Source organism: Neorhizobium sp. 2083 (assembly GCF_031455615.1).
Lineage (GTDB): Bacteria > Pseudomonadota > Alphaproteobacteria > Rhizobiales > Rhizobiaceae > Neorhizobium.
Window position 1 is genome coordinate 1,238,233 of the sequence record NZ_JAVDTC010000001.1, and the last position, 15,592, is coordinate 1,253,824.

14 protein-coding genes are annotated in these 15,592 nt (G+C 63.2%); 1 reads left to right on the forward strand and 13 read right to left on the reverse strand.

Translation table 11 applies throughout. The annotated features are described in order from the left end of the window. Positions 1-166: 166 nt before the first annotated feature. From J2X76_RS06395 to J2X76_RS06420, 6 genes are all read right to left on the reverse strand, one after another. Positions 167-1,774, reverse strand: coding sequence for a carboxyl transferase domain-containing protein (locus J2X76_RS06395; protein ID WP_113125425.1), 1,608 nt, complete (start codon positions 1,772-1,774; stop codon positions 167-169). Then, positions 1,774-2,922: an isovaleryl-CoA dehydrogenase gene (locus tag J2X76_RS06400; RefSeq protein WP_310214746.1), complete on the reverse strand. Its 1,149-nt coding sequence runs from the start codon at positions 2,920-2,922 to the stop codon at positions 1,774-1,776. Before J2X76_RS06400 ends, J2X76_RS06395 begins: the two co-directional genes overlap by 1 nt. Positions 2,923-3,078: 156 nt before the next feature. Further along, a complete protein-coding gene (locus J2X76_RS06405) occupies positions 3,079-3,441 on the reverse strand; it encodes a hypothetical protein (protein ID WP_113125423.1) in 363 nt (120 codons plus the stop codon). A 92-nt stretch (positions 3,442-3,533) separates the two neighbouring features. Further along, positions 3,534-4,394: an NlpC/P60 family protein gene (locus tag J2X76_RS06410; RefSeq protein WP_310214145.1), complete on the reverse strand. Its 861-nt coding sequence runs from the start codon at positions 4,392-4,394 to the stop codon at positions 3,534-3,536. 35 nt (positions 4,395-4,429) lie between these two features. Beyond that, positions 4,430-4,771, reverse strand: a complete 342-nt coding sequence (locus J2X76_RS06415) for a helix-turn-helix domain-containing protein (protein ID WP_113125421.1) — start codon at positions 4,769-4,771, stop codon at positions 4,430-4,432. 101 nt (positions 4,772-4,872) lie between these two features. Continuing rightward, positions 4,873-6,267: a leucyl aminopeptidase family protein gene (locus J2X76_RS06420; RefSeq protein WP_310214148.1), complete on the reverse strand. Its 1,395-nt coding sequence runs from the start codon at positions 6,265-6,267 to the stop codon at positions 4,873-4,875. Between the two features lie 140 nt (positions 6,268-6,407). On the opposite strand from J2X76_RS06420, the gene J2X76_RS06425 reads away from it, so the two are divergent. Next, positions 6,408-7,244 carry a tetratricopeptide repeat protein gene (locus tag J2X76_RS06425; protein ID WP_113285018.1) on the forward strand — a complete coding sequence of 279 codons (837 nt, stop codon included), beginning with the start codon at positions 6,408-6,410 and terminating at the stop codon, positions 7,242-7,244. Positions 7,245-7,579: 335 nt separating this feature from the next. Here the strand turns inward: J2X76_RS06425 and J2X76_RS06430 are convergent, their stop codons facing one another. Genes J2X76_RS06430 through cpaB form a run of 7 tightly spaced genes read right to left on the reverse strand, consistent with a single transcriptional unit; the run spans position 7,580 to position 15,537 of the window. Then, the gene (locus J2X76_RS06430; protein WP_113285019.1) at positions 7,580-8,557 is read right to left on the reverse strand and encodes a type II secretion system F family protein; all 978 of its coding nucleotides are present in this window, start codon (positions 8,555-8,557) and stop codon (positions 7,580-7,582) included. 12 nt (positions 8,558-8,569) lie between these two features. After that, positions 8,570-9,583, reverse strand: a complete 1,014-nt coding sequence (locus J2X76_RS06435) for a type II secretion system F family protein (protein WP_310214153.1) — start codon at positions 9,581-9,583, stop codon at positions 8,570-8,572. 13 nt (positions 9,584-9,596) lie between these two features. Then, entirely contained in the window at positions 9,597-11,099 is a 1,503-nt protein-coding gene (locus tag J2X76_RS06440) for a CpaF family protein (protein ID WP_113125416.1), read from the reverse strand. A gap of 15 nt (positions 11,100-11,114) precedes the next feature. Continuing rightward, complete coding sequence (locus J2X76_RS06445) at positions 11,115-12,410, reverse strand: CtpF protein (RefSeq protein WP_310214155.1); 1,296 nt, start codon at positions 12,408-12,410, stop codon at positions 11,115-11,117. A 12-nt stretch (positions 12,411-12,422) separates the two neighbouring features. Beyond that, a complete protein-coding gene (locus tag J2X76_RS06450; protein WP_310214156.1) occupies positions 12,423-13,166 on the reverse strand; it encodes a CpaD family pilus assembly protein in 744 nt (247 codons plus the stop codon). A 6-nt stretch (positions 13,167-13,172) separates the two neighbouring features. Next, the gene (locus J2X76_RS06455; RefSeq protein ID WP_405029980.1) at positions 13,173-14,714 is read right to left on the reverse strand and encodes a type II and III secretion system protein family protein; all 1,542 of its coding nucleotides are present in this window, start codon (positions 14,712-14,714) and stop codon (positions 13,173-13,175) included. A 13-nt stretch (positions 14,715-14,727) separates the two neighbouring features. Beyond that, complete coding sequence (gene cpaB, locus J2X76_RS06460; RefSeq protein WP_113285084.1) at positions 14,728-15,537, reverse strand: Flp pilus assembly protein CpaB; 810 nt, start codon at positions 15,535-15,537, stop codon at positions 14,728-14,730. Positions 15,538-15,592 lie beyond the last annotated feature (55 nt).

The window sequence follows — 15,592 nt, forward strand, 5'->3', positions numbered from 1 at the left end:
GTAGGCCCCTCCCCAACCCCTCCCCACAAGGGGGAGGGGCTCACCCCGCCGCACTGGTCGCGGATTGGAAGCGAGGCCGTGCCGCGAGTCTTCTCCCCCCTTGTGGGGGAGATGGCCGGCAGGCCAGAGGGGGCTTTTGGATGTGCTCGGCTGCATCATGCCAACCTCACATCCTGAACACGCCGAAGCGTGTGTCTTCAATCGGGGCGTTGAGGGCAGCGGAAAGGCTGAGGGCGAGGACCTGGCGGGTGCTGGCCGGGTGGATGACGCCGTCGTCCCACAGGCGGGCGGAGGCATAAAGCGGATGGCTCTGTTCCTCGAACTGATCGAGTATCGGCTGCTTGAAGGCCGCCTCCTCGGCGGTACCCCAAGTCTTGCCGCCGCGTTCGATCGCGTCGCGCCGGACGGTTGCAAGCACGCCGGCCGCCTGCGGGCCGCCCATCACCGAGATGCGGCTGTTCGGCCAGGTCCACAGGAAACGCGGTGAATAGGCGCGGCCGGCCATGCCGTAATTGCCGGCGCCGAAGGAACCGCCGACCAATATCGTAACCTTGGGCACCGAGGTGGTGGCAACCGCCGTCACCAGCTTGGCGCCGTGCTTGGCGATACCTTCCGCCTCGTATTTGCGGCCGACCATGAAGCCGGTGATGTTCTGCAGGAAGACCAGCGGGATCTTGCGCTGCGAGCAGAGTTCGATGAAATGCGCCCCCTTCTGGGCGCTTTCGGAAAACAGCACGCCGTTGTTGGCGATGATGCCGACGGGAATGCCGAAGACATGGGCGAAACCGCAGACCAGCGTCACCCCGAAGCGGGCCTTGAATTCGTCGAACCGCGAGCCATCGACCACGCGGGCGATCACTTCGCGGATATCGTAGGGCGTGCTGAGCGAGGAAGGGACGATCGCGGCGATCTCTTGCGGATCGTAAAGCGGCTCTTCGGGTGTCGCCAGCGTGACCGTTTCGGGCTTGCGGGTGTTCAAGCCGGCGACGGCGCGGCGAACCAGAGCCAGGGCATGGGCATCGTCGCGGGCAAGATGATCGGCGACGCCGGAAAGTCTTGTATGGACATCGCCGCCGCCGAGATCCTCGGCCGAGACTTCCTCGCCTGTCGCGGCCTTCACCAGCGGCGGCCCGGCGAGGAAAATGGTGCCCTGATCCTTGACGATGATAGCCTCGTCGGACATGGCCGGCACATAGGCGCCGCCCGCCGTGCAGGAGCCCATGACGGCGGCGATCTGGGCGATGCCCTTGGCGGACATGCGCGCCTGGTTGAAGAAGATGCGGCCGAAATGGTCGCGGTCGGGAAATACCTCGTCCTGGTTCGGCAGGTTGGCGCCGCCGGAATCGACCAGATAAACACAAGGCAGGCGGTTTTCCTCGGCGATCTCCTGGGCACGCAGGTGTTTCTTGACCGTCATCGGGTAATAGGTGCCGCCTTTGACGGTTGCATCATTGGCGACGATCATCACCTCGCGACCTTCGACCCGGCCGATGCCGGTGACGATGCCGGCAGACGGGCTCGCGCCGCCGTAAAGCCCGTGGGCAGCGGTGGCGCCGACTTCGAGAAAGGGCGAGCCGTGATCGAGCAGCCGGGCGATGCGCTCGCGCGGAAGCAGCTTGCCACGCTTCACATGCCGCGCCCGTGCCTCCTCTCCGCCGCCGGCCTCGGCCAGCGCCACGGCCGCCTCGACCTCGGCGATCTTCGCCTGCATGGCGGCCCGGTTGGCTTCGGCGGCTTCGCTTCGGAGATTGACCTGCGACCGGATGACAGCCATCAGGCGGTTTCCTTGAAGAGCTCGCGGCCGATCAGCATGCGGCGGATTTCCGAGGTTCCGGCGCCGATCTCCATCAGCTTGGCGTCGCGCAGCAGCCGGCCGGTCGGATTGTCGTTGATATAACCATTGCCGCCGAGGATCTGGATCGCCTGCAGCGCCTGCTGGGTCGCCTGTTCGGAGGCGTAGAGGCAGCAGGCGGCGGCATCCTGTCTTGTCACCGCGCCGCGATCACAGGCGGCGGCCACCGCATAGACATAGGCGCGGGCCGAATTCATCGCCGTGTACATGTCGGCGACCTTGGCCTGGATGAGCTGGAACTCGCCGATCGGCTGGCCGAACTGTTTTCGCTCATGGACATACGGCATGACCACATCGAGGCAGGCGTGCATGATTCCGATCCCGATCGCGGAAAGTACCACGCGCTCGTAATCAAGGCCGGACATCAGCACGCGCACGCCGCCACCCTCGGCACCCATGACGTTTTCGGCCGGCACCTCGCAATCTTCGAATACCAGTTCGCAGGTATTGGAGCCGCGCATGCCGAGCTTGTCGAGCTTTTGGGCGGTCGAGAAACCCTTGAAACCCTTTTCGATCAGGAAGGCGGTGATGCCTTTCGGGCCTGCTGTCGGATCGGTCTTGGCATATACTACCAGGACATCGGCATCCGGGCCGTTGGTGATCCACATCTTGTTGCCGTTAAGGATATAGCGATCTCCGCGCTTCTCTGCGCGGAGCTTCATCGACACGACGTCGGAACCCGCACCCGGCTCGGACATGGCGAGCGCGCCGACATGCTCGCCGGAGCAGAGTTTCGGCAGGTAGCGCGCCTTCTGCTCGGCGTTGCCGTTGCGGTTGATCTGGTTGACGCAGAGATTGGAATGCGCGCCGTAGCTGAGTGAGGTCGAGGCCGAAGCGCGGGCCAGTTCCTCGACGGCAACCACATGGGCGAGGTAACCGAGGCCGGAGCCGCCGAAATCCGGATCGGCGGTGATGCCGAGCAGGCCGAGCGCGCCCAGTTCCGGCCAGAGATCGCGGGCAAATTCGTTGCTGCGGTCGATCTCCTCGGCACGGGGGCCCAGTTTTTCCTGCGCGAAACGGTGGACCGTGTCGCGAACGGCTTCGACCTCCTCGCCGAGCGCGAAATTCATGCTTGCGTGGAACACCTTCTATCCTCCCGGTGCGCCAAGATTTGTATATCAGAAAGTAGTGGGGCAGCGGCGGCAGGTCGTCAATGGGCGGAAGCGCTCTTGCGCCACATCGCAAGATAAGGTCTTCGGGTGCGCCGCGTTTGTACGATGATTACCCTATTCGGGCAGGTGACGCGGGTTAAGGCCCGGCACCCATTCGTTGTTGGGCATGCGGGTGCCGGTATAGGTCACGCCGCTTTGCGTCTTGCAGCGATAGATCCGGGTCGGCATGACGTCGCCATAAAGAATGTCGAAGCCGCCCCGGGCTCGATAGACATTCTCGATATCGGTCGTGCAGTCATAGGCCTGTTTCTTCGCCTGTTCCTCCTGCGGCACGACGCCGGGCAGGTTACGGAAATAGGTCTGCGTATCCTGCGGGAAGGCCTGCCGCTCGGCAGCGAACACCTCGACCGGAACGAGCGCGGCGACAAGCAGCGCCACGAGCATAACGGCCGGCAGTATCCATGCACCTTTGAGCATCAATCGACTCCTCATCCACGACACCTGCGGACGGATAAAAGATATGGACGGCAGGGTTCCCGATCCATGGGGCAAGGACCACGTTTGCGTGATCATCGGCGGTTATCCAGGCGACGATAGCCGGTGGGCTGCTGGTAGAGCCAGCCGATCCGTTCGACGGCCGCCGCGAAATTTTCGCGGGCGACGCTCATCGTATGGCCGTTGGCGTGGAGAAGCGTCTCGGCATTCTCCATGATGCCGACATGTCCTTCCCAGAAAACGAGATCGCCGCGGCGAAGTTCCATGCGGGTGATCTCTTTGCCGAGCGAGGCCTGCATGTCGGAATCACGCGGCGCGGACTGCCCGGTCATCATCAGGGCCAGCTGCACCAGCGACGAGCAATCCAGGCCGAACCCGGAGCGGCCGCCCCAGAGATAGGGCGTCTCGATGAATTTTCCGGCGACCGCGACATAGTCGTCGCCGAGCGTCTCGGCGATGGGCAGGCAGTGGCGTGCGATCACTGCCCCGCCATTCGCCAGGATGAAATAGCGGGTGCCGCGGGTTTCCGCCTCGCCGACGACGGTGATGCGGCTGCCCATGGACAGGGCGGCGACCGGCGGCTTGCGGAGCTCGGCTTCCGGATAAAGGAAGGTACGCGGCACGGCGATGCGATGGGTCGGCTCGTCCGGGCCTGCGAGCATCGTTTCCGGCAGATAGCCGACATAGCCGTCCTGATCGGCCTGCACCCAGGCAAAACCATCGGCGCGGTCGAAAACCCGGACGGTTTCACCCCAAAGCAGTTCGGTATCGACGCCGCGGGCAAGATCCGGCGCCGGGCGCAGCTGAGCGACGGATACCGCAATGCGCGCCGGCTCGCCACGGACGAACTGGCCTGCCTCGACACTGCCCTTCAGCGTTTCGTCGGCGAGATCGGGGCGGAAAGCATGCAGGCGTCTGTCGAGCGGCTTGGTCATCAGTTAATCCCTTCAGGCGTCCTATCGCCAACCCATCACTGGCGGCCTTCCCGGATGATCAGGTCGCCCAGCTTTTCCAGATAGAGCGCGCCGGCCACCGTACGCTTGATCACCACGTTGCGGCGGTCGCGCTCGTCGCGCTCGCGGTCCACCAGACCCATCTCGCCCATCGTATCGAGCGCGCGGGTGATGACCGGCTTGGTGACGCCAAGCGTAGCGGCCAGCCCGCGCACCGTGTGCGGTGGCGGCACGAGGTAAATATGCAGCAGAATGGACATCTGGCGCAATGTCAGATCGCGGCCGTCGCGCCGGACCTGCTCAAGCGACACGCGGTGCCAGAGGCCCAGCGCTTCCGTGGCGGTCAGTTCAACCGGCATCACGACCCTCGGTTCAAAATCGGCCTTGGTTCAATACCGGGCGGATTTTAAGCCGAAGGTCTTACCGGTTTGTTTCGGAACCGTTTTATTTCTCAGTCCAGTTATTTCACCGCCATGTCGCGGATAGTGCGGTAGAGCGCGCGGATGGCGAAGGCCTCGCCCCCGACCGGCGCATGCGGCTTGTCGGCCGCGACCCAGGCATAGATATCGAAATGTACCCAGCTTTTGGTGGCGGTAACGAAACGCTTGAGGAAAAGCGCCGCGGTGATTGCGCCGGCCATGCCGCCCGAGGGCGAATTGGTGATGTCGGCTGCGCGGGAGCGGATGTCCTTGTCATAGCCCATCCAGAGCGGCAGGCGCCACATCGGATCGGCTTCCGCGCGGCCCGCTTCCATCAGCTTGCCGGCAAGCCCTTCGTCATCGGTGAAATAGGGGGCGAGTTCGGTGCCGAGCGCGACGCGGGCAGCCCCCGTCAGCGTCGACATATCGATCATCAGGTCCGGCGGGTTTTCGTCCGCATAGGCGAGCGCATCCGCAAGGACCAGCCGGCCTTCCGCATCGGTATTGTCAATCTGGACGGTGATGCCCTTGCGGCTCCTGTAAATGTCGCCCGGCCGGAAGGCATTGCCGGAAATCGAGTTCTCGACGGCCGGTACCAGAACCTGCAGGTCCACCTTGAGGCCCGCATCCATGATCATCAGGGCAAGGCCCATGACATTGGCGGCACCACCCATATCCTTCTTCATCAGCGCCATGTTGGCGGCGCCCTTGATGTCGAGGCCGCCGGTATCGAAGCAGACGCCCTTGCCGACCAGGGTGACGCGCGGATGGCCCTTCTCGCCCCAGCGCATTTCGAGCAGCCGCGGCGCCGAAACGCTGGCGCGGCCGACCGTGTGGACGAGCGGAAAGTTTTGGCGGAGCAGGTCCTCGCCGACGATCGACGTGACCGTCGCGCCGTAATGTTCGCCGAGCGCCCGGAAAGCCGCTTCGAGCTCGACCGGTCCCATCTCGTTGGTCGGGATGTTCACCAGGTCGCGCGCCAGGAAGACGCCGGCAAGCTGGCGCTCGACATCGGCGGCATCGGCCGCGCCCGGGAACGAAAGCCGGACATCCTTCGGCTTTTCGGACTTGTAGCGGCTGAAGCCATAGGTGCCGAGGCCGTAACCGAGGGCGAGATGCGCGTGGCCGAGCGCCGAGGTCTCGACATGCCAGTCGCCGGCGGGCAGGAGCTTCGAGAGCTTTCCGGCGATGAAGGGCGCTTCGGCGGGATCATTGCCGAGGCCGAACAGGGCGCTGCCCACCTCACCACCTGCCGCTGGCACCAGAAGCAGCGCGCCGGCTTCCGCCTTGAAGCCCGCCGCCTTCGCCCAGGCGAGCGCGGCCGCATCGAGCTTGCCCGCATCGAGGTCGGCAGGCGTCACGGCATGGACCGGCCTGGTCGCCGCCCCTTTCGCGCCGAATGGAGAGGGACGTTCGATATACTGATAGGGGGTCATGGGCGGGCCTTCGGAAGCTGCTGGAATCGTTCGTCTTAACGATCTGTTAGGGTTAACAGTTTATTGCTGGAGTGGAAATGCGCTATCTGCCCGCTCCCTATTCGCAAGGCGCGGCACCGGACCGAACGAGACCGCACCCCATGACCGCTTCCGCAGCCCTGACGCCTCGCAAGACCCGCCTCGCCCAGACCGCCGCCTTCGCGCTTCTTGCCGCACTCTCGGTCACCGGCTGCGCGACCAAGCGCGATGTCGCGACGACGGGCTCGATCCCGAGGACCTCGGCCGCCTCCATGGACGGCATGAACGCGGGCGACCTCGCGAGCACCGAGAAATCGGTCGGCGACAGCTATGCCCGCGATCCCAAGAACAAGGAAATCGGGCTGCGCTATGCAACCGTGCTCGGCATGACGGGCAAGAACGCGCAGGCACTTGCGGTGATGCAGCAGGTGGCGATCGCCCATCCCGCCGACCGCGACGTGCTGGCGGCCTATGGCAAGGCGCAGGCAGGCGCAGGCCAGCTCGAACAGGCGCTTGCCACGATCAACCGCGCCCAGACACCTGACCATCCCGACTGGCGGCTTTATTCCGCCGAAGGCGCCGTGCTCGATCAGCTCGGCCGTTCGGCCGAGGCCCGCCAGAAATATCGCATGGCGCTCGATGCCCAGCCGAACGAACCGAGCGTGATGTCCAATCTCGGAATGTCCTACGTGCTTTCCGGTGATCTGAAGACGGCGGAAACCTACATGCGCAATGCCGCCGGGCAGCCGGCCGCCGACAGCCGCGTCCGGCAGAACCTCGCTCTCGTGGTCGGCCTGCAGGGCCGTTTCGCGGAAGCCGAGCAGATCGCCCGCCGGGAACTCTCGCAGCAGCAGGCGGACGCCAACGTCACCTATCTTCGCTCGATGCTGTCCCAGCAGAACTCCTGGGCAAAGCTCGCCGACAAGGATGGCAAGGGCAAGCCCGGCAACACGAACTGATCGGCGCTCCCGTCATTCCAACAAAAAACCGGCCATGCGCCGGTTTTCCTGTTTCCGGGACTGTCCTTTCGATGCCTTTAAATCAGGCGCGAAACGACGGTGATGATGCCACCGATCAGGACGAGATTTATGCAAAGCCGTGTCAGCACCCTATGATCCTCCGAATATGTTTCGCTCGCCGGCCGGTTCGTCTTGAAAGGGCGGTCGTCCGAGCTGATGGAGAGGATATTGCGCAGGTCACGCTGAACCCCGTCTGAAACGGGAGTTCATGTCACGTTCAACAATCGGCACAGGTCCCGGTTCCATCCGAAGCCGGGCGTCGGCGAGACGTCGTCCTAGTGGAACTTGTCGGCGACCTGGATGCCGGCCGGGCCGAGAATGACGGCGATCAGCACCGGCAGAAAGAACAGGATCATCGGCACGGTCAGCTTCGGCGGCAGGGCGGCGGCTTTCTTCTCCGCCTCGTTCATCCGCTCGTCCCGGCCTTCCTGGGCGAGCACGCGCAAGGCCGAGGCGATCGGAGTACCGTAGCGCTCCGCCTGGATCAGCGCCTGGGTGACGGCCCGGACGATTTCGAGCTGGGTGCGGATGCCGAGATTTTCGAGTGCGGTGCGGCGGTCCTGCAGGAAGGAGAGCTCGGCCGTCGTCAGCACCATTTCTTCGGCGAGCGGCGGCGAGGCCTGCGCCATTTCCTCGGCAACGCGGCGCATCGCCGCTTCCATGGAAATCCCCGATTCGACGCAGATCAGCATCAGGTCGAGCGCATCGGGCCAGGCCCGCTTGATCGAAGCCTGGCGCTTTTTCACGAGGTTCGAAACGTAGATATTGGGCGCGTAGAAACCGATATAGGCGACGACGATCGCCGCCAGCATCCGGATCGGAAACGGCCGCGTGGCAAGGTTGCCGAGCACGAAGATCCAGACGATGGCGGCCGCGAGGAAAACGAAAGGCAGCAGGAAACGCGCCAGCAGGAACATGTTGAGGGCGTTCTGCGACCTCAAGCCCGCGGCCCGCAGCCTGTTGACGGTATTGTCGTCCACCAGGGCCTTGCGCAGATTGAACCGCTCGACGATCTGGCGGACCGACTGGTTGTTCTGCGCACGCAGCGACGTCTTCGACTGTTCGGAGTTCATGCGGGCACGTTCGCGGGCGCGGATCTGTTCGCGCTCGGTGGAGACGGCCTTCATTCGCTTGTCGAGATCCCCCTTTTCAAGGAAAGGGCTCGCCAGCGTGTAGAGGGTGGCAAAAACCGCCACTGCCACCAGGATGGCAAGAAGCGTGGTCGGATCGGTCAGCGTTGTTGCCAGTCCCATCGCTCTATCCCCTCAGATATCGAAATTGATCATGTTGCGCATGACGAAGATGCCGATCGACATCCAGACGCCGGAAATCAGAAGGATCAGATGTCCGCGCGGATCGGTGAAGATTATCGAGATATATTGGGGGGACGTGAGGTAGACGAGCAGCGAAACAATGAAGGGCAGCGCCCCGATGATCGCGGCCGAGGCTTTTGCTTCCATCGAGAGAGCGCTCACCTTGGCCTTCATCTTCTTGCGCTCGCGCAGCACTTTGGAAAGGTTGCCGATTGCCTCGGACAGATTGCCGCCGGCCTGGCCCTGAATGGTGATCACGATCGCGAAGAAATTCACTTCCGGCAGCGGCATGGTCATCATCATGCGCGTGCAGGCCTCCGGAATGCTCAGGCCGACCTGCTGCGATTCGATCACCCGGCGGAATTCGGTCTTTACCGGCTCCTGTCCGTCGGAAGCAATCAGGCGCATCGCATCGTTGAGCGGCAGACCGGATTTGATCGAGCGAACCATGACGTCGAGCGCGTTCGGAAATTCCTCCAGGAACTTCTTCTGCCGGCGCTTGACCAGGAAACCGACAATCCAGCGCGGCAGGCCGACCGCGCTGACGAAGGCGGCGCCAACGGCCGCCAAGAGCGGCAGACCGGCGATCAAGGTCACGAGGAAGACGAAGACACCGAAGAGGATGCTGAACATGGAGAAGCGGCTCATCGTCAGGGACAGGCCGGTCTGGGCAAGCTTGGACTTCAAGCTGCCGTCGCCCATCTTCCTGTTCTTCTCTTCCTGCTTCTTCTCCAGGTCCTTGATGGAGTCCTGCATGGACTTGCGGCGCTTGGAGAGCTCCTGCACGCGGTCGCGGGCCGCCTTGACCTTGTTCAGGTCGGTTTCGGCCGACTTGACCCGGCTCAGCCGACTATCGGCCTTCTTTTCGACTTCCATGCGGGAGAACAACAGCCCGTAGCAGACCGCAGCCGCGGCGACCGCCACGAGGGCGATGATCGCCACGACATTGATATCCAGCCCGAACATGGAACCCTGCTCCTCAGTCCTTGGTTTTTTCCATCGCGTCGAGGGCGGCGGAAAGGCGCTTTTCCTCGTTGTAATACCGGGCGCGATCCCAGAAATACGGCTTCACGATGCCGGTCGACATGTGCCTGCCGATCAGGCGGCCATTCGCATCCTCGCCGTCGATCTCGTAGCGCATCAGGTCCTGGGTGACGATCACGTCGCCTTCCATGCCGACGACTTCGGTGATCTGGGTGATGCGGCGCGAACCGTCGCGCAGGCGGGCCGCCTGGATGATGACGTCGATCGAGCCGGTGATGATCTCGCGCACCGTCTTGGCCGGTAGCGAATAACCGCCCATGGCGATCATCGATTCCATACGGCTCAGGCATTCGCGCGGCGTGTTGGCGTGGATCGTCCCCATCGAGCCGTCGTGGCCGGTGTTCATCGCCTGCAGAAGGTCGAAGACCTCAGGTCCGCGCACTTCGCCGACGATGATGCGTTCAGGGCGCATACGCAGGCAGTTCTTGACGAGATCGCGCATGGTGATCTCGCCTTCGCCTTCGATGTTGGGAGGGCGGGTTTCAAGGCGGACCACATGCGGCTGCTGCAGCTGCAGTTCGGCGGTATCCTCGCAGGTGATGACCCGCTCTTCCTTGTCGATATAGTTGGTCAGGCAGTTCAGAAGCGTCGTCTTGCCCGAGCCGGTACCGCCCGAGATGACGATGTTGCAACGGACGCGGCCGATGATCTGCAGGAGCGTCGCCCCTTCCGGGGTGATCGCACCGAACTTGACGAGCTGGTCGAGGTTCAGCTTGTCCTTCTTGAACTTACGAATGGTCAGTGCCGGCCCGTCGATCGCAAGCGGCGGCGCGATGACGTTGACACGCGAACCGTCGGGCAGGCGCGCGTCGCAGATCGGCGAGGATTCATCGACGCGGCGACCGACCTGGCTGACGATGCGCTGGCAGACCGACAGGAGCTGGGCATTGTCGCGGAAGCGGATATCGGATTCGATCGTCTTGCCGCCGACTTCGATGAAGGTTTGGCCGGCGCCGTTGACCATGATGTCGGCGATGTCGTCACGCGCGAGCAGCGGCTCCAGCGGACCGTAGCCCAGAACGTCGTTGCAGATATCCTCGAGCAGTTCCTCCTGCTCGGAGATCGACATCGCGAAGTTCTTGATGGTGATGATATCGTTGACGATATCGCGGATTTCCTCGCGCGCGCTCTCGGCATCGAGCTTGGCGAGCTGGGACAGGTCGATCGTGTCGATCAGCGCCGAGAAGACCTGGCTCTTGGTATCGTAATAGAGTTCCGTGCGCGCCGGCCGCTTGCGGGCCGGTGACTGCGGCGCGAGCGGCGGCGGCGAAGCGACCTGCTGGCGCTGGGTGGCGGGATCGCGCATCGGCTCGGCAAGGATTTCCGGAGCGGCCGGCCGCGCCACGACAGGCGCCGCCGAAGCGGACGCAGCAGCCGGCGGCGGCGAAGCCAAGCCGCCGCTCTTCCCAAATCCCTCGTTTCCGCGTTTTCCAAACATGCCGGTTTCCTGGTGTTATGCCTTCTTGCGCCCGAGCATGCCGAGCACCTTGCCGAGACCACCCTTCTTCACTTTCTTCATGGCGACGCGCCCGGTGACGACATGGGCGATCTGCGAGAAAGTTTCGGCGGCCGGCGACTTGGCATCGATTTCGGAAATCATCCGGCCGCTATTGGCGGCATTGCCGAACAGCTGCACGTCGAAGGGCAGGATGGCGATCGGCTCGATCTCCAACGGCTCGATGAAATCGTTCGGGGCGATCTCCGGACGCTTCGGCATCCCGACCTGGTTAAGGATCAGGTGTGGTGCGCGGTCGTTCGGCCGGAGCTTCTTCAACGCGTCGATGATGTTCTTGGTGTTGCGCAGGTTGGCTAGATCGGGGACCGCGCAGATCACCACCTCGTCGACCTCAGACAGAACCGCGCGCGTCCATTCCGTCCAGCCATGCGGGACATCGAGGACCGCCATCGGCGCGCTGCGCTGCAGGAGCTCGATGATCGGCGTGAATGCGCTGCGATCGAAGTCATAGGCGCGGTCAAGCAGCGAGGGAGCGGCCAGCAGCGACAGATGCTCGGAACACTTGGTCAGAAGGCGGTCGAGGAAGACCTCGTCCAGACGTTCCGGCGCAAAAACGGCTTCCGCGATGCCCTGGGCCGGATCCTGATCGAAATCGATATTGGCCGTGCCGAAGGGAAGATCGAGGTCGGCGAGGATGGTCTCGGTCGAGAACAGGCTGGAAATGCCGAATGCGCAGTTATGCGCAATGGTCGAGGAACCGACGCCGCCCTTGGCACCGATGAAGGCCACCGATTTGCCGAGCGGTTCCGCTTCGGGATCCACGAAGATCGACGAAATCGACGCCAGCATGTCCGGCATCTGCACGGGGCCGACGAGATATTCGGAAATACCGTTGCGGATCAGCTCGCGATAGAGCGAGATATCGTTATAGCGGCCGACGACGATGACCCTGGTCGAGGGATCGCAGACTTCCGCAAGCGGCGTGAGCTCATCGAGAAGGTTCTTCGGTTCGGCATCCGTTTCCAGGATGATCAGGTTCGGTGTCGGCGTGGAGGAGAACATGTTGGCGGCAGCGCTGGTGCCGCCGATCGTCACACGCAGGTTGACCTTGGCCATACGGCGATCGCGCGCCATGCGGTCCATCATGCGCTGCATCGCCTCGCTTTCGCAGAAAGCGTGGATCGAGATGCGCGGCAACGGGCGCAGCGCATCGAAATCGCCCGGACGATCGACGTCCTCGGCGAAACCTTCACCCTGGCCGGGAGTGCGGATTTCGTAGTTGATCGCGCTCATTGTCTGGCCCCGTTAATTGTTGTTGATCGTGATCGTCGTGCCGGTACCGCTGCTCTCGCCGCGGTAGTCGCTGATGACCTTGGCGCGCTGCGCCGCATCGATCGGCGTGACCGCGCGCGGTGCGATGAGATCGGTGGGATTGGCGACCTGGGCTGCAAGATTGTTCTGGCTGGCACAGCCGAAATTGTACCAGTTCTTGTTCCCGAACGTGTTGTCCGAGAGGTCTGCCGGCCATTCGCCGCACTGGCCGGTCATCGCCTTGGTCGTCACGTAGGAAAGCCGGATCGGCGCTGCGTCACCGTTCGGCGAGGCGGCGTAGCTGCTCATCAGGATCCGCTGCGGCCTGATGCCGGACCGGGTCAGTTCGCGGCGGATATCACCCGCCAGATGTTGGGCGGCACCGGAATTGTAGGAGCCGTAAGGCACCTGGATCTGTATCACGCCGGCCGGCGATGCCATGAAATTCTGGGCAAAACCCTTGACCGTATCCTTCATGCCCGTCGTCAGGCGGACATCACCCGAGGCGACCGGAATATCGAGCGTCGACTGACCTTCCGCGAGTACGATCGGATGACGGGTGCGATAGTCGTCGGGGATGGAGCCGGTCGTGAGCTGGCTGTTGCCGCAGGCCGACAGGAGCAGGCCGGGTGCCACGAGGGCCAAGGCCGCGACCATCCTGCTACGACGGGACCTGGTTTTTCCCTCGGTCATGGCATCCTGTCCTTCGGCGGTGGTTTTCTTGGTTTCAATGTCCATGACCGCTCACTTGTAGATAAAGCCGACGGCGCCGTGATACTGGCCCGCCGCGACGGGCTCCTTGCGGCCGTAGATCTTGTTGACGCGGTTCAGAAAGAAGGTTGCGGCATCGTTTTCCGGGTTGAAGTTGTCGTCCGGCCGCGCGATCTCGTTGCGAGCAACGGGACGGACCAGATAAGGCGTCGCGATGATCACCAGTTCGGTTTCGTTGCGGACGAAGTCCTTGCTGCGGAAAAGCGTCCCAAACACCGGTACCTTCGAAATTCCCGGAAGGCCGGACATCGCCTGACGGACATTGTCCTGTACCAGGCCGGCGATGACGATCGAGCCGCCGGAGGGCAATTCGACCGTGGTCGAGGCCTCACGCTTGCGGATCGCCATGTAGGTATTGCCGGGGATCCGCAACGACGCACCATTGCCGGTCGCGGCCGATCCCTCGTAGGTCGGCTCCGACACATTGGTTTCGATCACCAGGCTGATGCGCCCGGGAGACAAAACAACGGGCTTGAAATTCAGTTCGATGCCGTAATCGACCGTATCGATCGACTGCGTAACGGTGCCTTTCTCGCCATCCACTTCCTGCTGTCCCGGCAGGCGGAATGTGCCGCCGACATAAAATTTCGCCTGCTGGCCGGAAATGGCGGTCAGGCTGGGTTCGGCGAGCGTGCGCATGACGCCAGCCTGTTCCATGGCGTTCATATACGTCGAAAGACCGACATTGCCGATATTGCCGGACATGATGCCTTGGGCCGCCAGGCCGACGGCATTCCCCAGATTGGCGGGATTGGCAAAGGAGATCGAGCCTTTGGGACCGGCGACGGAGCCATTGAACCCGAGCTGCTTCAATACCTGCCTGCTGACTTCCGCAACAGTTACCTTCAGCGTGACCTGGTCCTCGCCCTCGATGGTCAGGAGATTGACGATCTGAGACTTCTGCCGGTTTTCGGCGAAGATGTCCGCATCGCCGTTATTGCCCTGGGCGGTAATATTGCGGGTGGTCGCCTCACCGCCCTTCAGGAAGGCCGTGGTGAGCTTTTCCGCCTGCGCCGAATCCTGCGGCGTCCGCACGCTGCCGGACAGTACGATGTTGTCGGAGATGATCTCGACCTTGATGTTCGAATCCGGCAGGAACCGACGAAGGTTCTGCTCGAGACCGGAAATATCACGCTCGATGGCCACGTCGAGGCTGACGATCTCCTCGCCGTTCGGTCCGAAGACGAAGATGTTGGTCTGGCCGACGGTCTTGCCGAAAAGATAGATGCGGCGGGAGGTGCGCGTCACCGCGTCAGCCATGCTCGGGTCGGCGACAAGAATGTCATGGGCGTCGGAAGGCAGGTCGACAACCAGAGCCTTGTTGAGGCCGAGCTGCAGCCGCTTGCGGACGCCGGGCCCCCCGTCGGTGATGCGCACCACGCTGTTGTCGGCCGCCAGGGCCTGTGCCGGCGTCAGGCTGATCGGGGCGATATTCAGGGAAACGCCGGAAAAGGCGAGGCAAAAAGCCATGCCTGCCGCTGCCGAGCTACGAATCTTGTGTTTCAGACTGCTCACTTGAACGCTCCGTTCATTTCGCCTGCACCGCCGCCGTGCTCTTGACGATCGCCCCCGATTTGATGACCTGGATATCCGTCTTGCCATCGCCCCCGTGCAGCAAATAGTCCGGGGCTACCGTGTCGGCCTCCTGAGAGTCCGCGACGGAGCGCAGCGCAAGCGTCAGCCGCTGGGCCATCTGCTGGGCGACGGCAATGACCTTCGCCTGGTCCGGCGTCAGTTCCAGCGTCGCCGTCGTGCCGACGACGGATTTCTTGCCGTCCTCGCTTTCCTGGACCTGCTGGTCGATTGCGAGGACGCGAACGTTGCTGAGGATGGTTTCGGTGATGTAGTTGCCGCTGTCCTTGTTCTCCCGCACCATGATGATGTCGACGCGATCGTTCGGCAGCACGAAGCCGCCAGCGCCCGTTGCAACGGAGATCTCGGTGGCAACCGCCCGTTTTCCTGACGGCAGCAGCGAGGACATGATCCGGCTGGAGGAGTCGGCGATCTTCTCGGCCCGCATCGGCTCGCCCTTGAACATCGGCATGCGGACCACGACACCCTGAAGCTCGGTGATGGCGTTCGGCCGCGTCGAATCGGTGATGAACCCATCGACGATGCCGCTCGACGGCCAGGACATCCACTGCATCGACTTGTCGTTCAGGCGGCTGCCCACGGGCAGGTTCTCGGCCGAAACCAGCACCTTGACCGTCGGCTCCTTCTGGATGACGGTTTCCACCAGTTCAGGCGCTTTCGTGCCGGAAAGGCGGACCGCGAGCATGCCGGCAAGGCCCGCCGCCACCACGGCAACCGCGAGAATAATGATACGGGTGGGCTTCATGGCCATTCCTTGAGGGAACACTAATTCCCCCGGAGAATGGCCTCCAATGGTGTAA